Origin of the sequence: Rickettsia endosymbiont of Seladonia tumulorum (assembly GCF_964030815.1) — a bacterium.
Lineage (GTDB): Bacteria > Pseudomonadota > Alphaproteobacteria > Rickettsiales > Rickettsiaceae > Rickettsia.
Genome location: NZ_OZ034963.1, coordinates 875,567 through 895,165 on the forward strand (window position 1 = coordinate 875,567; position 19,599 = coordinate 895,165).

Sequence of the window (19,599 nt, forward strand, 5' to 3'; positions counted from 1 at the left end):
ATTTTATTTACTTTCTTTCTTTTCTGAAGAAGTTTTTAATTGGTTAAATATACCTAGAGTTTGAGTAATAAAACTACTTGGCTCTGAAAGATTTGCAGGTAAAATTACTGTATTAGTGTCTTTAGCTAAATTACCGAATGCATTAATATACTGCTCGGCTATTTTAAGAGATACCGCCTCACTACCACCAGTTTTCTGCATCGCTGATGCTATAGTCTCAATACTTTTAGCTGTAGCTGTTGCAACTAAACCAATCGCCTCCGATTCACCTTTTGCTCTATTAACTTGATCAGTATATGAAGCTTCTGAATTTAAAACGATCTGTGCTTTTTCCCCTTCCGCATGGTTAATCTTTGCTTGTCTGTTACCCTCAGACTCTAGAATTTGTGCACGTTTTTGACGTTCCGCTGCTACTTGCAACTCCATAGCTTTCAGAATAGATTGCGGTGGCTGGATATCCTTGATCTCATAACGCATACATTGTATGCCCCAATTTATCGCTGCTTGGTTAATGGCTGCAACAATAGCAACGTTTAAAGTTTCACGTTCTTCAAAAGTTCTATCTAACGGTAATTTACCAATTTCCGAACGCATAGTAGTTTGTGCAAGCTGAGTTATAGCGTAGTAAGGATTATTAACACCGTAAGAAGCTGCCATCGGATCAATGATTTTTACATATAAAACACCATCAATAGATAATGTTACGTTATCGTTTGAAATAGCAGTTTGTGCAGTAACATCTATCGCTTCTTCTTTCAACGTATGTTTATATGCTACTCTTTGAATTACTGGAATTAATAGATTCAATCCAGGTTGCAGCACCTTATCAAACTTCCCTAATTTCTCTACTACCCAAGCTTGTTGCTGAGGCACAACTTTAACCATTTGGATTATAACCAAAATAGCTATGATACTAAAAATTAATAATGCATATTCCATATTAACACCTTTTTTATTTTCTTTTTTATCTTATATTGAAATTTTAAAAATTACTAGAGATATTATTGTGGGTTGGGGGTTAGGTGTCATTGCGAGGAGGCGAAGCCGACGTGGCAATCTCAGGAGTCTAAATTTCATGAGATTGCCACGCTCACTTTGTTCGCTCGCAATGACACAGTCTAATACGATCTGTCCAAAATAAACCTAATAATAGAAAATAAATATTCTTTATAAATATTTTGAACGGGGATTTTGTTAAGCAAGCTAATAGCTTCATTTTCCAAGCTATTCAGATGATTTATAATATCCTTACTAATTTTATGCTTTACCATCAAATCACATATTTGTACAAATTCTTCCTTAGTACGATTATCTGACTTTATCATATTTTTAAGATGGGCTTTGTCATCTTTCTCTAATTTGTCATATAAGAAAATTAGCGGTAGTGTAACTTTCCCCTCTAAAAAATCATCACCGATATTTTTTCCTACCTGCTTATCATTACCGAGATAATCAAGCAGATCATCTATAACCTGAAATATAGTGCCAAGTAATCTTCCAAACTCTTCCATATCTTTAGAAATATCATCACTCTGATTTGCTATGATAGCTCCAACAGAGCAAGAAGCACCAAATAATTCGGCTGTTTTGGATTTAACAATTTGCTGATATTCTTCTATATTTATAAGACGACGCTCGTTTAGCTTAACTAGCTGCACTACCTCACCTTCTGAAATTATCGCTGAAGCTTTTGCTAAAACATTCATGGCTTTAATAGAACCGGAAGCTACCATTAACTTAAATGATTGGCTAAAAAGAAAATCACCGACTAAAATACTTGTTTTACTTCCCCAAATAACGTTAGCAGTTGGCTTAAATCTTCGGAGTGTACTGTCATCTACTACATCGTCATGAAGTAATGTTGCTGTATGAATAAATTCCACGGCACTAGCAAGCTTTATATGGCTATCACCATTATAATCAAACATTTTAGCAGTTATGATAGTTAATAGAGGACGAATTCGTTTGCCACCTGCTTCCAGTAAATATTTACCGACTTTCTCTATTAACTCTTCATCACTTTTTAAACAGCTAATAATCAAGTTATTTAACTGTGTTACTTCATCTTTTAAATCTTGCTGTATTTTTACTATAATATCCATTATTTTGTAATCTCTTGCCACATAGTTTCATTAATATCTTGAAACCCTGGTAGCATACATTTTTCTAGTATTTTTTTATGTTCTTTAAAATCCGGTATTAGCTCCATGATTTTTTCTTTTAAATTATCACCTGCTTTAACTTCCTTTACTGCTGCTTGGTATAAAGACAAATAATATAAAGGTAGAATTTTATTTATATCATCTATAGTACCTATTTTAGTTTTATTTAAATCTGATAAATCAAAATTATATTCAAAACTAACATCAATTAAGTTAGAAGAATTTGGATGATCGGAAATAGTTTTAAAAAAAGATATAAAAGCATTTTTATAGATTTCTTTACTTTCTTCCGAAAGATTTTTGTATATATAAGAGCTTAGCACTTCCATTATTTTAGGATAATTATTAGCTATGATATCACCCTTACTATAAGAATCTTTAAATATATTTACTAATGTTTCGTTTGTTATATTAAATCCTGTTCTATTTGAATACAAACTTAGAGCATTTATTTTAGCTCTAGTTAACTTATTTAACTCAGTAAATAAACTAGCATTTAATTTAAAATCATATTCTCGGTTTTCCAAGATACTAAAATCAAACTGCTGACTATTATCTAAAATATAGCTTAGTTTAGAGTTTAAATTTTTATATGACTCATTATCTGAAATTGTCAGCAGATAGTTTTGCCTGTCATAATATTTTCTTATAAAACTTAAGAAATTTGTTATAGAGTCTTGCTTTAGCTTAAATTTTGAATCTATCAAAAGATTAACATTATTATTACCTAAACCATCCAACTTACCTTTATATAGTAAATTAATGTTATTTTCAAAACTATTACTATTTATTTGTGCATTAGTAATTTTAATTGTTAAATCTTTGGCAAAGTCCTTAAAATTTGGGTTACCCGCAGTAACTAAAAAATTAGCTGAAAATTTAAAGTTATTATGCCAAGCTAATCTATATAATAACAACCCTGCCGGAATTATTCTATCTTCAAGATCACTTTGTATTATTTCAGTGTCATAATTAATTTCTAATTTTTGTGGTATATTATCAAGAAAATCCTGTTTACTTGTATAATACTTACTCTTATCAAATATTAAAGTAAATAGAGTATGACCCTCTTCATATAGCTTTTTATTATCTACTAAATCAAAAATTTCTGCTTTATTTAAAGTAAATTTAACATCTTCTATAAAATTTACTATTTCAAAAAAATCCTTCTTCTCTTTTATAATTTTAAATAATCTAAAACTTAAAGGCATTTTTGCGGATAATATACAATTATCATTATAAAATTTTACTCCAAAGCCTCTCTCAATTGGTTTAAATCTGCCAACTGCCTCTCCTGAAAAATCTATAAATATTTGCTGCTTTAATAAATCATAACCAATATTTATAGGTGAGTTAAATTCGATTTTTCTATTAACACTTTCTTCTTGCCAATTAATAATTGAAATACCAAATTTAAAAGGAAAACCATAAGGCTTAGCTTTAGAAAATTTAACAAAATATTGCTGAGAATCATCGATATTAAGATAGGTATCAGAATATTTTTGATTTATAGAATTTGATAAGGAAAATAGGATTGCAAACCACAATATGCTATAAGTTAATACAGCAAGAATAGATACAAAAAATATTATTTTTAAAGTTTTTTTCATATGATTATTATTGTGTGTCTCGTCATTGCGAGGAGAGGCGAAGCCTCGACGTGGCAATCTCATTAAGCAGCAGTATAAGTCTCCTAAGATTGCTTCGTCACTACGCTCCTCGCAATGATGTGATGCATCACTTACACAACTCAGTATATTCCTTATTCAATTTTACAACATCCCAAATCCATAAGCTAATCATAACTATAAAAATTATTAATAGATATATTATTATAGAGTCAAAAGTAGCAGTAGGAATAATTATAAATATTAAGGACTGAATAAATGCACCGAGTGATTTACCAAATTTTGTACCTATTACTTCTACAGCAGCTTTACCCTTAGTTCTAAGTTCAAGCGATAACGGGATATATGCCATTTCTTTTGTTGAATCAAAGAGTGAGTATTTAGAGGATTTACTCAGGATATTTTGAATTGCTCCAACAATTATTGCGGCATATAAAAGGTTAAAATTACCAAAACATGAACCTATTTCTTCGATAAAAATTATGAAAATAAAAAACATTAAACCGGTTATAGATAGCATAATAGGTGTCAATAATGCAGAGACAAACCAACCTAGTCTTCTAAGGATGTTGCTGCCTATTATCATGAAAGTAACGCATGATATGCCCATCAAGATATTAAACCTACCCATAAAATGAACATAATCTATAGTATTTGGATATAGTTCTTTTACTTTTGCTTTCCAAGGTCCTTCTACGATATTAATTAATAACCCATAACAGATTATTAATAAGGCAATACGACCTATATATTTTGAGTTAATTACTAGCTTAATACTTTCCAAAACTGAAAGTTTGGTTTTTGTTTTAGCCTTAACTTTCTTTGAATCTAAAACATTTATAGAATCAGTCAAAATAAATTTATTTATTACTCTAAATAGCAGCATAGAGATAACACCCGCTGCAACAATTATTGACATAATAGGTTGTAGCATCTCTGTTGTTTGAGAGGTTAAATTAACTGATGCATCGAAAGAATTTGGTAATAATTCCGGATCTATTATTTTATTACCTGAGAAAAACACGAGTACACTACCTGCAAGTATTAGTCCCATATTACCAACCATCCCAAGGACTGGATAAAATCTCTTTGCTTTATTAGTATCAAAAATATGGTTAGCAAACTGCCAAAACATTAAGTTTATAACTACAGCACTCCATAACTCTGCAAAGATATACATAAGCCCATAGCTCCATTTACTGGCTATTTTAATAAACCATTTGAAGTTAGGGTAAGATGTTATCAAGCTACTTATTATTTCATCATTAGGATGATAAGCTTCCTGATTCGGATAAATAATATAAGCAAAAAATAAGAAAAATAATAGAAAGCTACCAACTATAATGTAAAAAACATATTCGAAATTGAATTTATTACTGAGCTTAACGTAAAGTATTGTAAAGATCACGCATGAGGGTAATACTAGCCATAATTTTAAAAAGCTAATAATCTCTGCTCCCATAGAGGGTACTACTAAGCTATCCTTTATAGAACGCAATGCTCCGAAATTGAAAAGAATACATAGCATCATTAATGCCATAGGTATGAAAAGCTTTAATTCCTTTCTTTCTATTGGCCAAATTATTTCCTTAACTTTCTCAAAAAAGGTTTTGGGCGGCAACATTTATATTGTAACCTTGCATAAAAATTAAATTCTATGAATCTTTTTAAATATTCATAGAATATAAACTTTTAAATCTCTTACTCATTAAAGTCAATTAAAATCTTTACTGCCCCAAGGACTAAACTCTCTATATCGCCAATAATATTTTTCAATTTCTTGATACTTTTCTAAAATATCTTTTGTCCATTTTATTTCCTCATTATTCCATGGTTTCTTTTTACCAGCATAATGCATAATGAAATATGAAAAATAAGTATCTCTATCTATAAAATAGGTATAAAAATTCCATCTCATAGATAATGGATATATGTAATTATGAAAAGCAATATTTAATAAATCTTGATCAGGATAAGCAAAACTACATTTTGAATTATGCATTGCATCTAAAACCATATTCTTTGCTTGCTTTTCACGCATATTTTGTAGATTTAAAAATACTATACCGCTATTTTTATAAAAATTATTTATTTTCCTATTACATTCTTCTTCTACTTTTAAAGTACAATAAGTAAGAGCCGTATCCATACTACCAGCAACTATATAGTTTGACATATCTAGCTTTTTGAAAGAATTTAAATCACGCAACACAATAATGTCTGCATCCAGATATAATATAGACTCTAAATTTGGAAAGACTTGATCAAAATATAACCTATACATTACTAAAGGAGGCCACATCTCCGAAAATTCTATTTTTTTATTAGCTAAATTTAAGTCTAATACATTTTCAGGAAAAGGAACAAAATCTATAGAATAGTCCCTTATATGTTTCATGGAAGCTAATTTTTCCATTGATTCTTCTGTAAGCGAATCGTTTGGATTCATCACAATATGAAACTTATAAAAACTATCTAGATCACTATTTATTAAACTTGAAGCAATAACTGTTGCAGCGTGCCGAACAAACTTATCATTAATAATTAATGCTATATCTAGTGTATTATCTTGTTTAATACCGGTTAACTTAATTACATTTTGTATTTCCTCTATGGCAAGCTTATAATCAAGCTTTATATCCTGCTCATTAAGTGATGGTCTACCAAGTAGGTGAATCATGCTAAGCCTATACAAACATCTTGCTGTAAGCTCAGCTATATTAAGAGAAATTAGACTTTTTAGAGCAGGAATTTCATCTTTTGTATAACCGCTAAAATATTTTATTAAGTCAGAATCATTTTTTATATTCAAATGTTCTTTTACTTCTTTTTCATAACCTGAAATTATTAATTTTGCTAAATTAATCGCAGCATTTTTAGTATATAAAGTATCAAGACCATAACTACCATTCTTAATTGCTTTATATTGCTCTACTAAAGTAGCATCCTCACCCGAATATAGCTGTAGCAAACAATCATAACCTTTTGCGACTTCTAAACGTACCTTTCCATCTTCTATTTTAAAAGTACAAATTTTTTCTAATTTTACCTTATCTTTAACGCTTAGCGGCTTATCTTTTAACTGCTCAAGTGCTGAGTCAAAGTTGAATAGATCTTCACGCACAATACTATAAAGCTTTTGATAGCTATAGGTAGAGATATCCCTAATACAATAATTTTCTGAATGCATTTTATGATTACTCGTGAAAAATCCTATAACAACTATAAACATTATTAAAATTAGAAGAAGCAATAGAGGAATTTTAATGGTAGCAAAAATATTTTTTTTAGACCTTTTTTTAAACATTTAAATTTATAACTAATTAGTTTAAAAGAATTTATCAATTAATAAGAAAACTCGCAATAATTATATTAGATTATTTAGCTATTTTCATTTATTATTTATAATTCTAGGCGTTATTTATAACAATTAAAACAATATGTCACGCAGTTTATCTATTATTTGGTTATTTGGACTTATTAGCGGCTTTAATATAATGATTACCGGTAATACATTAAATTATTGGCTTGCTAAAGAGAATATAGCTTTGCAAACGATAGGTTTACTATCACTTATAACTTTGCCCTATTCTATCAATTTTTTATTTGCCCCAATTTTCGATAGTTTAAAGATTAAATATTTAGACAAAATTTTTGGTCATAGATTATCTTGGATTTGCTTAACTTCCATAGCCCTAGTATTTTTTGTATATATTTTAAGCTTTTTAAATCCTTTTGATAATTTATTATTATTTGCCTCTATCTCATTGATTATTTCATTTTTTAGCTCTATGCAAGATACTATATTAAGTGCTTTTAGGACAGAAATAGTTAATAAGGAATCTCTTGGTTTTGCCTCAGGAATATATATATTTGGTTACCGATTCGGTATGCTCCTCGCAAACTCAGGAGCTATATATTTATCTATATATTTAACGTTCAACGAAATATATAAAATTTTTGCAATTTTAATATTTATTTATCTTATTTTACTTATAGTTGGTGTAAAATATTGCAGATTTAATCAAAATAAATATATAGAGCAAACCACGAATAATAATAATGAAAGTACTTTTGCTTTTATAAGGAATATTCTGAAACCGATAGGCTCTATCTCTTTTATTATCCTCATATTAGTCTTCCTAATATTATATAGACTACCCGACAATTTTATTAATGTCATGATCAACCCGTTTTTACTTCATTTAAATTATGATGCTTTTGAAATAGCAAGTGTCGGGAAGTTTTGGGGAGTTATGGGTGCTATCGTTGGTGGATTACTCGGCGGTTTTATTATGAAGAAAAAGAATATATTAGATAGCATACTACTATTTGGTATTATTCATGCTTTAGCTCATATATTATTTATTATTCTTAAAATATACGGAAAAAATCCCACACTATTATTTATTACAATAGGAGCAGAAAGTATTACGGGCGGCATGACGATGACAGCTTACATTGCTTTTATCTCATCATTATGTCAAGGCAAGTTTCGTGCTACACAATATTCATTCTTTTCATCAATGATGGGTATTTCTAGATCAATTTTTCCAATAATTTCAGGTTATATAGTAGTAAATTTTGGCTGGCAAAATTTCTTTTTATTTACTACTATTATAACTATTCCATCTTTACTAGTATTATTAAAAATAAAAAATAAATTACAACAATGAATGATATTTTAACTATTTTCTCACATGTAATAATTTTACTTTCATCTTCGATTATACAAAGTATTTTTATATTAAATCAAAGTGCAAAATATTGTAGCTTTAAAAAAGCTTTACCTAGTATGATCGCTGGTTGTATAACTTATAGCATTATCATATACATAATTATCTTTAATACTGAGTTCTTGTTTATTTATATGCTATGGTTTATAGCAATACCTATTTTTGTAGTTGGATTTATTTTTTTCATATATATGGGCTATAATACGTGGCATCAATCATACTTTAATTCAACAAACATCCCTGAATCGGTTTCTATTCAAAAACTATTTTTAGAACCTATATATATATTAGTATTATCAATATTCAATCCTTTTATTTTAGATATGCTAAATACAGTTCTTTATAAATATCGAGATTATAATACTAAAGTAATATACATACTTATACCTATCTATCTATGGTTTTTGTTATTATCAATAATTGGTTATAATATTAGAAAACTAAGTAAAGGGGCTATAATTTTAAAAATACTTAATAAGGTAGGAGCTATAACAATTTGGGGAATAGCACTTCTATATTTACCACAAACAGTAATTACTATAAAATCTTGGATAAATTGGTTAATTTAAAATGAGCGAAATATTAAATGCATTTTTTCATGCAATATTATTAGCACTTGGCTTAATTGTACCTTTAGGAGTGCAGAATATTTTTATATTCAATCAAGGAGCTACACATCAAAAATTTCAAAAAGTTTTACCTAGTATAATATCAGCTTCTATATGCGATACTATTCTTATCTGCTCTGCCGTTTTTGGTTTGTCTTTAATAATTTTTGAAATCCCTACCCTAAAACTTGCTATATTTGTCTTGGGATTTATTTTTTTATTATATATGGGATATAATACTTGGAATCAGCCACCTCTTGATCTTACTAATAACTCGAACGCACTTTCAGCTAAAAAACAGATTCTATTTGCTATATCAGTATCAATATTAAATCCACATGCAATTATGGATACAATAGTAGTAATAGGTACAAGTGCCTTAAAATATCAGGGACTTATAAAAACTATATTTACTTTAACTTGCGTGCTTGTATCTTGGTTATGGTTTTTCTCTTTAGGTTTTGCTGGTTATAATATTAGAAAGCTGAATAAAAGTAGCACAATTTTAGCTATAGTTAATAAAATAGCAGCTATTATAATTTGGGCAGTAGCTCTTTATATAGGAATACAAATATTATATGAAGTCGGTTTTATTAACTAGAAGCTTAGAAGCTAATTTAGAAACTACCCAGGAAATAGGTAAATATTTTCATTATATTAATTGCCCTATAATTAAGTATAAAACTTTAGATTTTGATGCTAATATTTTAAAAAACTACTCAAATATAATAATAACTAGCAAATATGCCGCCACAATTATTGCTGAATATGAATTAAATCATAACATTTGGGTGGTGGGTGATAAATCAAGAGAGATATTAATAAATAAAGGCTTTAAAATAGCCTATGCCGGTAAAAACGTCGATGATTTGATGCAGCATTTTCCGGATGATTTGTATGAACAAGCTATATATCTATCTTCAAATGAAATCACTAAAGATTTGCCTGATAAAATAAAACGTTATATTATTTATAATGTAGAATATTTAAATGAGCTTCCGTTATCTGTTGTAAAAGAACTTAAAAATTCTGTTGATTTTATTTTAGTTTATTCTCAAAATAGTGCTAAGACTCTGTTAAAATTATTGAATGAAAATAATTTATTAGAATATTTACAAAATAGTTTAGTTATAGCTATAAGTTCAAAAGTTGCAAATATAGTTAGACCTTTTTTTAAAAATGTGGTTTATTGTGATGACCAAAATCCTAATGATTTAATCAAATTATTATTTGAAAATGCAAAAATTCAATAGTTTATTTAAAAGCCGGAACATCTTTCTCATAGCGATAGTAATATTTACTTTATCTTCCTTTACACTTTATAACAATAGGAGCGATATTTTAAAATTATGTAAAAGCGAAAATAAAAACTTAAGTCAAACTCTTGATACCCCAGAGGAGATTGAAACAAATATTACAGAAGTAAAAGAAGAAGCACCTTTGCTATCTACTAAAACATTTTTTAATTATATAGATTCCTTAAAATTTCCCGAAGCTCCTACTGCTGCATTAGAACAAAAACCTAAGCCTCAGCAAAAAATATATTCACCTGATTATATTAATTATCTGCTAAATGCAAATCTACTAACATATAATTTTTTGCAAGATCAGGAATATAGTAAAGAATTAACAGTATTAAAATCTCTGCTGCTACCTCAGGAAATAAAAAATATTTTAGCAAACTTAGAAGAATATAATAATAATTACCTTATTTCTAAATCTGAAAGAGTAGAAGTAATTTTCCCATTAAATCATAAATGGCTTGAAAAATTTGTTAAAATCGAGAAAAAGCCTTCTAATATAACTATAAAAGAACAAGATAAATCCTTGATCCTAGAAAAATTAAAATATCTAATTAATTTTCTTTATTCAGAAAAATTTATGCAGGAGTTTATAAATAAAGATGTTTAGATTATTATTAATATGTGCTGCTCTTTTTCTTCTTTATTTTGGCTTTACCTTAACGCAAAGCTTTGATTCAAAGGTTTTCATTAGTTTATATAATTATAATATTGAAACTACTTTTTTCTTTAGTCTAATTAGCTTAATTCTATTAATAGTACTTGGTTTTATCATAATAAGATTTTTGATATTAATTATAGATTTACCAATTAAGATACATAATGTTTTTAGTAATTGTAAAATCAATAATGATAGATATTCATTAGTTCTAGCTTTTGCAAAATATATTACTGGTAATAAAGCTAAAGCAGGCTCTATTGCCCGCAAGAATTCATCTTGTGAAAATTTAAAAGAATTTCATAACTTAATTTTAGCCGAAACAGAAGAGGATGTAGATAAGAAAATCGCTTATTTGCAAAATATTTCTAAATCAAAAGAATTTGCTTTTTATAGCAATAAAAATTTAGCCAGACTTTATTACGATAAAGGACTTTATCAAGAAGCTGAGAATTATGCTATTAAAGCTTATAATTTAAATGAATATGATGCAGATAATTTAGTTACTTTAGCTTATTGTTACGGGCAACTTGCTTTATGGTCTAAATTTACTTTTATCACAAATAAAATTGCCAAACTTCATAAAGCCATACCTATTTCAGACAATTTAAAAATTGCTGATTACTATTTGCTGGCAAATGATGCAGAATATTTAGAGTCAGCTATAAACACCAATTTTGTAAATATCCCTTTGCTAGAACTTTATTTGAATTCAAATAATAATCTGAATGATAAGAAAAAGATTAAAATATTGAAAGATGCTTTTCAAATTATGCCGTCTCTAGAAATAGTAAAGCTCTTTAAAAAATTCACTACCCTATCAGACGAACAAGTTTATGAAGAATTAACAAAAGACTTAGATACCAAAAAAGATGAGATATTAATTTTGGCACTAAAATCTTATTTAGAGTTGTAGAAATATCATTACGGGAAAGATGCAGTCTTTGTTGCATGACTCCTATGTCATTCCCGAAAAAGCTTTGTTGCGTGGATCGAAAAATGCCTCGGTGTCATCTAGTTGCTTGACCCATAGTATCGGACAATCATTAAAAAAATGTTATATTTTATTCAGATGTAGGTGACATTGTATGTCATTCCCGCAAAAGCACAGTAGTGTCCGGAGAAAATTGGAGTATTATTAAAACCGTCATTGCGAGCGGTCGTAGACCGCGTGGCAATCCAGAAAAATAGTAAAAAATAACTAATTTTAGCATTTTTTTACTTCCTTGCTTCGCCCTTATTACTTTGTAATTCTTCTCGCAATGACGAAAAAACCTAATAATAACAACGTTTATTTTTTCTCCGGACACTACTGTGCTTTTGCAGGAATGACATATAATAAAAACTGTCCGGTACTATCGGCTTGACTACGGCATCCAGAAAAACAATAAAAAATACTAATAATTTTAGTATTTTAAGCTGGATCCCGCGATCAAGTCGCGGGATGACAGGGAAAAAATGATCCATACGGGACAAGCCTCACGCAAGAATGACATAGTTGGTGACAATTACAATAATTCAACCTTTTTCAACTCTTCCAAATTATGCGATCCTGTACACATCATAGTAATTTTGAGCTGTTCTATTATTAGCTGTATCTCTTCAGATACTAGATTTTCTGAAACATCAGCTGCTTTTAAAAATGGACCAGCAAGACCAAAAATATCCGCTCCCATGCGAATAGCTTTAGCCCCGTCAATACCTGACTTTAAGCCGCCACTTGCAATAACCGAAATATCCTTTGAAGCTTCTCGCACCATTTTAAGGGAATCTAGCGTCGGAATTCCCCAATTGATAAAACTATTAGCTATACGATTTTGTAATGAATTTGTAGCACGGTAAGCTTCTACCTGACTCCACGATGTTCCACCACTTCCTGCAACATCAAGAATCTTAACTCCTATATCTATAAATTGCTTGGCTGTTTTTTTAGATAAGCCAAACCCTACTTCCTTGATAATTACAGGAACAGAAAGATAATTTACGACTTCTTTTATTTTCGGTAAAAGATTTTCCCAATTTTTATCACCTTCCGGCTGAGTTAATTCCTGTAACACGTTCAGATGTAAAATTAAGGCATCAGCTTTAACGCTATCTACTAAATATTGGCATTGCTTTGGTGTTACACCATAATTGAGTTGCACCGCACCAATATTAGCAAGTAATACTATATCAGGAGCATTATTTCGCACTGTAAATGTATCTAAAGTACTTGGTTCTGTAAGTAATGTACGCATAGAGCCAAGCCCCATAGCGATACCTGCTTTTTGAGCAGCAGCAGCTAATCTACAATTAATATCTCTTGCCCTAGGTGTTCCGCCTGTCATGCTAGAAATTAGAATAGGTGCTTGTAAGATTTTATTTAAGAAAGTAGTAGTTGTATCTATACTACTATAATTGATTTCCGGTAAGGCATTATGCACAAATTGAACTGACTCAAATCCGCTACTTAAGCCAGATTCAACATTCTTTGTAAGATTAATTTCGATATGGTCTTGTTTTCTTTTTATGTCTAGCATAATATGTTATTCCCGCGAAGGCGGGAATCCAGTAATTAAAAGTTTTAAAATAGCAAGATTTTAAAATTAAAAGCTTTTCCTGAGCCATGCAATGCAACAACGCTGGACAAGCCACGAGATGACCGTGGTGGAACTGATCCACGCAAGCCTTAAGCAGGGATGCCACCGATTCGTACAAATTAGCCCTTTCTTATTCTATTTCTGTACTTTTTCTTTGTAGAAAATATAATAATACCAACCCTATAGGTATCATGAAAGGAGACAAAAGAAAACAAAGTACCATACCTATAACTTTAAAAAACAGCCATATTATATCGCCCAGCATTTTAGTGTTATAATCATTTACGATGATCTTATTAACTACTATTATCACCTTATCATTTTCAATAATCTTGTCACCTGTTATTACATTATTACCCCTTATAAAATCTATTATTGTCTCATATGCAAATCGTGAATATGGATAGAGAAATGGATAAATAATAGCCGGTATGATTATTTCAAAAGATGATTTACCGATAACCAGTACAAAAAAACAGGATATAGCAGCACCAAAAATAAACTGTCTAAAATAGTAATATGGATTTATACTACAAAATAAAGTTATAATAAATTTAATTAATTTTTGTACAGTAAATTTTTAGTAGAATTTTTATCCCTAAAAACTAAAATAAAAACAACTATTTTTTTAAAATTAATAATGACTATGCCTAATTATATAGCTGACTTCCTATCCATATCAGCGAATACTTCTTCCCATGAGCCGGTAGTTGCTGCTTTTGAATATTCGGTTGCTCTATTTTCAAAGAAGTTTGTATGCTCAACCCCGTTTAGCATTTCATCAAGCCATGGCAGAGGGTTATTTTTTACCATATAAATATCTTTTAGCCCTAGCTGAAATAAACGTCTGTCAGCGATATATCTAATATATAATCTTACCTCATCAGCCGTTAGCCCTTCAATTCCCCCTACTTCAAAAGCAAGAGCAATAAACGCATCTTCAAAATGTACAATAGTTGTACAAGCTTTATAGATACGACTACGTAAATTTTCTGTCCAGACTTCAGGATTTTCTCTAACGAAAGTTTTAAAGAGTGTAATAATAGAATTAGTATGCAGCGTTTCATCACGCACTGACCAAGCAATAATCTGCCCCATACCTTTCATTTTATTAAAACGTGGAAAATTAAGCATAATAGCAAAAGATGCAAATAGCTGTAATCCTTCTGTAAAAGCTCCAAATACTGCAAGCGTAGTTGCTATATCCTCGTTAGTAGCAACCCCAAATTGTTGCATATAATCATATTTATCTTTCATTTCCTTATATTTAAGAAACGCAGAATATTCTACTTCAGGCATTCCTACAGTATCAAGCAAATGTGAGTATGCTGCAATATGCACTGTTTCCATATTAGAAAAAGCAGACAGCATCATTAACACTTCAGTCGGCTTAAATACTCTTGAATAATGCTTCATATAGCAATTATTTACTTCAATATCAGCTTGTGTAAAAAAGCGAAATATTTGCGTTAATAAATGCTTCTCACCTGGGGTTAAATTATATTTCCAATCTTTAACATCATCAGCAAGCGGTACTTCTTCCGGCAACCAATGAATTTTTTGTTGAGTGTGCCAAGCTTCATATGCCCACGGATATGAAAATGGCTTATAAATCGGACTTGCATCAAGTAATGACATATGCTTTCTTTTTAATTTATTTTTTTATATTAACAGTAACTATACGAAGTTCTCCTAGTATATTATTGAATAGTATAGAACAGTTTCTACTTTATGTCATTCCCGCTTAAGGCTTGCCCCGCGTGGATCATTTTTCCCTGTCATCCCGTGATTTATTCACGGGATCCAGCTAAAAAATACTAATAACATTAGTATTTTTTATTATTTTCTGGATGCCGTGGTCAAGCCACGGCATGACACCGAGGGCGTTTTTCGATCTACGCGGGAATGACATATAAGGTCACCTATACCTAAATAAAATGAGGTATTTTTTAAAACTGTCCGGTACTATTATATTACTGGCAAGCTAGGCATTCTTCGTATTTATTAGCTTCAGCTAGCTCGTCATTTTGTTTTTCTAAATCTTTAAAATCTGCCTTTAAAACATCGTGCGAAACTTTATCTGCCCGCTGAATTGATGTTGATCTACAATAATATAAACTTTTCACTCCTTTTTTCCAAGCTTTAAAATGAATATCATTTAGATATTTTTTGCTAACATTACCGGGTAGAAAGACATTTAAAGATTGTGCTTGAGTAATATAAGGAGTACGATCTGCTGCTAGCTCTATCAACCAATTTTGATCAATTTCATAAGCTGTTTTAAAGACTTGCTTTTCTTCTTCAGTTAAGAATGTTAGATGCTGCACTGATCCTTCGTGAGTACTAATTGAAGACCAAACTTGATCATTATTAAATCCTTTTTCCTCTAATAACCTTTCTAAATGCTTATTACGTACATTAAAAGAACCAGTTAGGGTTTTCTGTACGAAACTATTAGCAGCAAATGGCTCTATCCCTGGTGATGCATTTCCTGCTATTACTGAAATTGAAGCAGTAGGAGCTATTGCTGTTTTGTTACTAAAACGCTCATTGCTTTCTGCATCCAATGCATCAGGACAAGCCCCTTTCTCTTTACCAATTTTAACAGATGCTTCTTCTACTTCCTTAGATACATATTCAAATATTTTTTTATTCCAAACCTTTGCCATAACCGATTCTATCGGTACTTTTTTCATTTGTAAGAATGAGTGGAATCCCATAACGCCAAGTCCAACGCTTCGCTCACGAAAAGCTGAGTATTTAGCTCTTGCCATAGTATCAGGTGCTTTATTGATGAAATCTTCTAAAACATTATCAAGAAATAACATAATGGTTGGTATAAATTCTTTATCGTCTTTCCATTCTTCATAATATTCTAAATTTAAAGAAGAAAGACAACAAACGGCAGTTCTTGATTTGCCTAAATGATCGATACCGGTTGGCAATGTAATTTCACTACAAAGGTTAGACATCTTAACATGCAAGCCTAACTTTTTATGATGCTTAGGTATTGACTTATTAACACTATCAATAAATAACAGATAAGGCTCACCAGTTTCTATTCTGGTAGTGAGCAGCTTAACCCATAAATCTCTTGCTCTAACTTTAGTTACAACTTTTTTGGTAGCAGGACTAATAAGCTCGAAGTCTGTATTATTTTCAACAGCTTGCATAAATTTATCAGTTATGGCAATACCGTGATGAATATTAAGAGATTTTCGGTTAACGTCCCCGCCTGTCGGGCGTCTTATGTCAATAAATTCTTCGATTTCAGGATGATCAATAGGTAGATATACAGCTGATGAGCCTCGTCTAATCGATCCTTGAGAAATAGCAAGGGTCATAGAATCCATTACCTTAATAAAAGGTATAATGCCTGATGAATGTCCCTTATTGTGAATTGCTTCGTTAATAGATCTAACATTACCCCAATAACTTCCTATTCCGCCACCGCGTGAAGCAAGCCAAACATTTTCCGTCCATAAATTTACTATATCATCTAAACTATCATCGGTCTCGTTTAAGAAACAAGAGATAGGTAATCCCCTATCAGTGCCACCATTACTTAAAATCGGTGTTGCAGGCATAAACCACATTTTGCTCATATACTCATATAGCTTCTGAGCATGCTCTTTATTTTCAGCATAGTAACTAGAAACACGAGCAAATAAATCTTGAAAATCTTCGCCTTTCATAAGGTATCGATCTCGCAAAATTGCCTTACCAAAAGGTGTAAGTAAATCGTTATAATTATTATTGATATTTATTTGAAATTTAGTTTTTTTTGCTGTGCTCATTATAAGTACTAATGGGGTTGGTAGAAGCTAATTAAGTATAAAACTTTTTCTTAAGTAGACACTAGAATAAGAGTTTATTCAACATAAATATTTATAATTATTTTAGATTTACCCCTTGACAGTTGATAGTTCAAAGCAAACTCAAGCGAGTATTAAATTTTCTTAAATTTTATAAATTATGTAGGATAGTTGCATTATTGTAATGATAGTATTTTGAAAAATAAGTTTTAACTTGTCCAATCCAACTCTGCATAGTTTAGTTCAGAAGACTCTCCAATTTTATCAGTATGGTTTATATTATTTTTATCTAGATTTTTAGAAGCATTCTCATAATACTCTAACGTGTCTTCATCGTTATAACGAGGTTGTAATTGTTCATTTTTAGTGAATTTTAAAGGATCAAACATTTCTATATATTTTAATACGTAGTCTAAAGATTCTTTTTTTTGTTTATCTAAAGTAACATTATTTTCGTCTAAGTAATTATATAGTTTTTGTAAAAAAGTATAATATTTATCGCCTTTACATAATCCGTAACGAGCAAGGAACAGCATATTAATATCTTTAACCTTTTCTGTTATCAGTATTTTTTCAAAAAGCTCTAAATCATAAGTATGAAGAGCTACGCATATAATATTATTATGCGTTATTTTACTTTTTATTATTTTAAGTTTTTCTAAGAAAGTATATTTAGACCACTTCACAATTTGTATATATCTTAATTTTAATTAGCCATAAACTAACGTTAAATTAAAATTTGTAAAGTAATAACTTTAGTCTTTAAGGAAATTTTTAGGCATTCTGTAATAAATTGTATTATAAAATTTATCACTTTCTGGGAATTTTCGTGTGCGGATAGAAAAGTTACCGAAATTTCTGATTTCGATACGGTTTTGTTCTTTAAGAGAATTACTTAAATAATTAAGGATTAAATTCACAGAATCACTAACATCTTCTTTAGAAAGATAATCCAGCTGCTTATGTATTTTATTTATCAAATCAATTTTAGTAGCCATGATTAGAAATCGCCTTAATTCCATTAAAACTATTTTTGAAAAAACTAGGTACTAAACTGTCGAAATCTTCAAGCATCATTTCCACTAATTTAGGTTTTGGTTTTAATTGATAGTCCTTAACCGTTAATTTAGCATCGATTTTTTTCTCATCTTGCAACCATTTTAAAGCTGTATCCTCATTACCTATATTATCTACAAGCTTTAGTTTTACAGCCTGACGTCCTGAATATATTCTGCCATCAGCAAGTTTTTTGACTTCATCTATAGGAATTTTACGTCTTTCAGCAACAAGTTCAATAAAAAAATTGTAAGTGTCTTCGATATTTTCCATAATCGCTACCCTTACATTTTCAGTAAGTTTTTCAGTAGGGTTTGGAGCAGCCTTAAGCTCACCTGATTTAAAATTAAGAAAAGTAATGCCAAGTTTTTGTGCAAGGTCAGTTACCTCAGCAGTCTGCAATATTACCCCAATTGAACCAGTTATAGTTCCATTATGGCTAATGATGTAATCACCAGCAAGAGAGATTAAATAACCACCACTTGCTGCCATCGTTCCCATAACTATAACTACCGGCTTTTTTTCTGATATTTTAAGTAGAATATTATAAATTTTTTCTGATCCTACTACTGTACCGCCTGGAGAATTTACATTAACTATTAAGGCTTTAATATGAGAATCATCAACAATTTTCTTAAGCTTTTTATCACGCTTCTCATCTTCAAGTATTATGTCGTCAATTAATACCGAAGCTATATAATCATCATTATTATTGGCTAAAACTTCCGTTGGAACAAAATCTTTACAAATTAAGAAGAATGAAACACCAATTAAAATAATTGCTATTAACTTCCAAACTAATAAACGAGATTTTATTTGTTTTCTTTCAATTAAATAATCAGGTGTTATATTCATTTTGCAATATATTTTTTAGTTTTTCGTCATTGTGAGGAGAGGCAAAACTTGCTGTGTCACCCCGTGATTTATTCACGGGGTCCAGTTAAAAATATCAATATTATTGATATTTTTAGTTATTTTTCTGGATCACGTGGTCAAGCCACGGGATGACACTTAGGACGTTTTTTGATCCATGCGGGCAATGCCACCACGGGATGA

Annotated in this window: 18 protein-coding genes; 6 read left to right on the forward strand and 12 right to left on the reverse strand. The window is 30.1% G+C overall.

Features of this window, described 5'->3' with window-relative positions; translation table 11 throughout:
- Positions 1 to 3: 3 nt before the first annotated feature.
- The 5 genes from AAHF54_RS04315 to AAHF54_RS04335 all read right to left on the reverse strand — a co-directional run bounded on the left by AAHF54_RS04315 (position 4) and on the right by AAHF54_RS04335 (position 7,097).
- Positions 4 to 939: a stomatin-like protein gene (locus tag AAHF54_RS04315; RefSeq protein ID WP_341795065.1), complete on the reverse strand. Its 936-nt coding sequence runs from the start codon at positions 937 to 939 to the stop codon at positions 4 to 6.
- 179 nt (positions 940 to 1,118) lie between these two features.
- Positions 1,119 to 2,102, reverse strand: coding sequence for a polyprenyl synthetase family protein (locus AAHF54_RS04320; RefSeq protein ID WP_341788087.1), 984 nt, complete (start codon positions 2,100 to 2,102; stop codon positions 1,119 to 1,121).
- Complete coding sequence (locus tag AAHF54_RS04325; RefSeq protein WP_341788088.1) at positions 2,102 to 3,772, reverse strand: hypothetical protein; 1,671 nt, start codon at positions 3,770 to 3,772, stop codon at positions 2,102 to 2,104. Before AAHF54_RS04325 ends, AAHF54_RS04320 begins: the two co-directional genes overlap by 1 nt.
- Positions 3,773 to 3,899: 127 nt before the next feature.
- Positions 3,900 to 5,414 (reverse strand): nucleotide exchange transporter Tlc3, encoded by a 1,515-nt coding sequence (tlc3, locus tag AAHF54_RS04330; RefSeq protein ID WP_341788089.1) that lies wholly within the window; start codon positions 5,412 to 5,414, stop codon positions 3,900 to 3,902.
- Between the two features lie 90 nt (positions 5,415 to 5,504).
- The gene (locus tag AAHF54_RS04335) at positions 5,505 to 7,097 is read right to left on the reverse strand and encodes a glycosyltransferase family 8 protein (RefSeq protein WP_342169837.1); all 1,593 of its coding nucleotides are present in this window, start codon (positions 7,095 to 7,097) and stop codon (positions 5,505 to 5,507) included.
- A 133-nt stretch (positions 7,098 to 7,230) separates the two neighbouring features.
- On the opposite strand from AAHF54_RS04335, the gene AAHF54_RS04340 reads away from it, so the two are divergent.
- From AAHF54_RS04340 to AAHF54_RS04365, 6 genes are read left to right on the forward strand one after another with little or no spacing between them, the layout of a single operon-like run.
- Positions 7,231 to 8,466 carry an AmpG family muropeptide MFS transporter gene (locus AAHF54_RS04340; protein WP_341788090.1) on the forward strand — a complete coding sequence of 412 codons (1,236 nt, stop codon included), beginning with the start codon at positions 7,231 to 7,233 and terminating at the stop codon, positions 8,464 to 8,466.
- Positions 8,463 to 9,095: a hypothetical protein gene (locus AAHF54_RS04345; protein ID WP_341788091.1), complete on the forward strand. Its 633-nt coding sequence runs from the start codon at positions 8,463 to 8,465 to the stop codon at positions 9,093 to 9,095. Before AAHF54_RS04340 ends, AAHF54_RS04345 begins: the two co-directional genes overlap by 4 nt.
- Before the next feature lies 1 nt (position 9,096).
- Positions 9,097 to 9,735: a LysE/ArgO family amino acid transporter gene (locus AAHF54_RS04350; protein ID WP_341788092.1), complete on the forward strand. Its 639-nt coding sequence runs from the start codon at positions 9,097 to 9,099 to the stop codon at positions 9,733 to 9,735.
- Positions 9,713 to 10,387, forward strand: a complete 675-nt coding sequence (locus AAHF54_RS04355; RefSeq protein ID WP_341788093.1) for a uroporphyrinogen-III synthase — start codon at positions 9,713 to 9,715, stop codon at positions 10,385 to 10,387. The genes AAHF54_RS04350 and AAHF54_RS04355 overlap by 23 nt, the downstream gene beginning before the upstream one ends.
- Positions 10,371 to 11,045 carry a hypothetical protein gene (locus AAHF54_RS04360; RefSeq protein WP_342169838.1) on the forward strand — a complete coding sequence of 225 codons (675 nt, stop codon included), beginning with the start codon at positions 10,371 to 10,373 and terminating at the stop codon, positions 11,043 to 11,045. Before AAHF54_RS04355 ends, AAHF54_RS04360 begins: the two co-directional genes overlap by 17 nt.
- The gene (locus tag AAHF54_RS04365) at positions 11,038 to 12,009 is read left to right on the forward strand and encodes a tetratricopeptide repeat protein (RefSeq protein ID WP_341788095.1); all 972 of its coding nucleotides are present in this window, start codon (positions 11,038 to 11,040) and stop codon (positions 12,007 to 12,009) included. Before AAHF54_RS04360 ends, AAHF54_RS04365 begins: the two co-directional genes overlap by 8 nt.
- A 592-nt stretch (positions 12,010 to 12,601) precedes the next feature.
- On the opposite strand, the gene fni is transcribed toward AAHF54_RS04365, so the two are convergent.
- The 7 genes from fni to sppA form a co-directional block, all read right to left on the reverse strand.
- Positions 12,602 to 13,612, reverse strand: coding sequence for a type 2 isopentenyl-diphosphate Delta-isomerase (gene fni, locus AAHF54_RS04370; RefSeq protein ID WP_341788096.1), 1,011 nt, complete (start codon positions 13,610 to 13,612; stop codon positions 12,602 to 12,604).
- 190 nt (positions 13,613 to 13,802) lie between these two features.
- Positions 13,803 to 13,985, reverse strand: a complete 183-nt coding sequence (locus tag AAHF54_RS04375; RefSeq protein WP_341788097.1) for a hypothetical protein — start codon at positions 13,983 to 13,985, stop codon at positions 13,803 to 13,805.
- Positions 13,986 to 14,326: 341 nt separating this feature from the next.
- Positions 14,327 to 15,310 carry a ribonucleotide-diphosphate reductase subunit beta gene (locus AAHF54_RS04380; RefSeq protein ID WP_341788098.1) on the reverse strand — a complete coding sequence of 328 codons (984 nt, stop codon included), beginning with the start codon at positions 15,308 to 15,310 and terminating at the stop codon, positions 14,327 to 14,329.
- Positions 15,311 to 15,645: 335 nt separating this feature from the next.
- Positions 15,646 to 17,469: a ribonucleoside-diphosphate reductase subunit alpha gene (locus AAHF54_RS04385; protein WP_341788099.1), complete on the reverse strand. Its 1,824-nt coding sequence runs from the start codon at positions 17,467 to 17,469 to the stop codon at positions 15,646 to 15,648.
- Between the two features lie 227 nt (positions 17,470 to 17,696).
- Positions 17,697 to 18,173, reverse strand: coding sequence for a hypothetical protein (locus AAHF54_RS04390; protein ID WP_342169839.1), 477 nt, complete (start codon positions 18,171 to 18,173; stop codon positions 17,697 to 17,699).
- Positions 18,174 to 18,242: 69 nt separating this feature from the next.
- Complete coding sequence (locus AAHF54_RS04395) at positions 18,243 to 18,485, reverse strand: HU family DNA-binding protein (RefSeq protein WP_341795056.1); 243 nt, start codon at positions 18,483 to 18,485, stop codon at positions 18,243 to 18,245.
- The gene (gene sppA / locus AAHF54_RS04400) at positions 18,475 to 19,398 is read right to left on the reverse strand and encodes a signal peptide peptidase SppA (RefSeq protein WP_341795055.1); all 924 of its coding nucleotides are present in this window, start codon (positions 19,396 to 19,398) and stop codon (positions 18,475 to 18,477) included. The genes AAHF54_RS04395 and sppA overlap by 11 nt, the downstream gene beginning before the upstream one ends.
- Between the last annotated feature and the right edge of the window lie 201 nt (positions 19,399 to 19,599).

Bases quoted from the DNA above. Each gene is read 5' to 3' on its own strand.
- sppA (WP_341795055.1), bottom strand. From the start codon at position 19,398: ATGAATATAACACCTGATTATTTAATTGAAAGAAAACAAATAAAATCT.
- AAHF54_RS04320 (WP_341788087.1), bottom strand. From the start codon at position 2,102: ATGGATATTATAGTAAAAATACAGCAAGATTTAAAAGATGAAGTAACA.
- AAHF54_RS04380 (WP_341788098.1), bottom strand. From the start codon at position 15,310: ATGTCATTACTTGATGCAAGTCCGATTTATAAGCCATTTTCATATCCG.
- AAHF54_RS04365 (WP_341788095.1), top strand. From the start codon at position 11,038: ATGTTTAGATTATTATTAATATGTGCTGCTCTTTTTCTTCTTTATTTT.
- AAHF54_RS04325 (WP_341788088.1), bottom strand. From the start codon at position 3,772: ATGAAAAAAACTTTAAAAATAATATTTTTTGTATCTATTCTTGCTGTA.
- AAHF54_RS04385 (WP_341788099.1), bottom strand. From the start codon at position 17,469: ATGAGCACAGCAAAAAAAACTAAATTTCAAATAAATATCAATAATAAT.
- AAHF54_RS04335 (WP_342169837.1), bottom strand. From the start codon at position 7,097: ATGTTTAAAAAAAGGTCTAAAAAAAATATTTTTGCTACCATTAAAATT.
- AAHF54_RS04350 (WP_341788092.1), top strand. From the start codon at position 9,097: ATGAGCGAAATATTAAATGCATTTTTTCATGCAATATTATTAGCACTT.
- AAHF54_RS04360 (WP_342169838.1), top strand. From the start codon at position 10,371: ATGCAAAAATTCAATAGTTTATTTAAAAGCCGGAACATCTTTCTCATA.
- AAHF54_RS04340 (WP_341788090.1), top strand. From the start codon at position 7,231: ATGTCACGCAGTTTATCTATTATTTGGTTATTTGGACTTATTAGCGGC.
- AAHF54_RS04355 (WP_341788093.1), top strand. From the start codon at position 9,713: ATGAAGTCGGTTTTATTAACTAGAAGCTTAGAAGCTAATTTAGAAACT.
- fni (WP_341788096.1), bottom strand. From the start codon at position 13,612: ATGCTAGACATAAAAAGAAAACAAGACCATATCGAAATTAATCTTACA.
- AAHF54_RS04395 (WP_341795056.1), bottom strand. From the start codon at position 18,485: ATGGCTACTAAAATTGATTTGATAAATAAAATACATAAGCAGCTGGAT.
- AAHF54_RS04345 (WP_341788091.1), top strand. From the start codon at position 8,463: ATGAATGATATTTTAACTATTTTCTCACATGTAATAATTTTACTTTCA.
- AAHF54_RS04315 (WP_341795065.1), bottom strand. From the start codon at position 939: ATGGAATATGCATTATTAATTTTTAGTATCATAGCTATTTTGGTTATA.
- tlc3 (WP_341788089.1), bottom strand. From the start codon at position 5,414: ATGTTGCCGCCCAAAACCTTTTTTGAGAAAGTTAAGGAAATAATTTGG.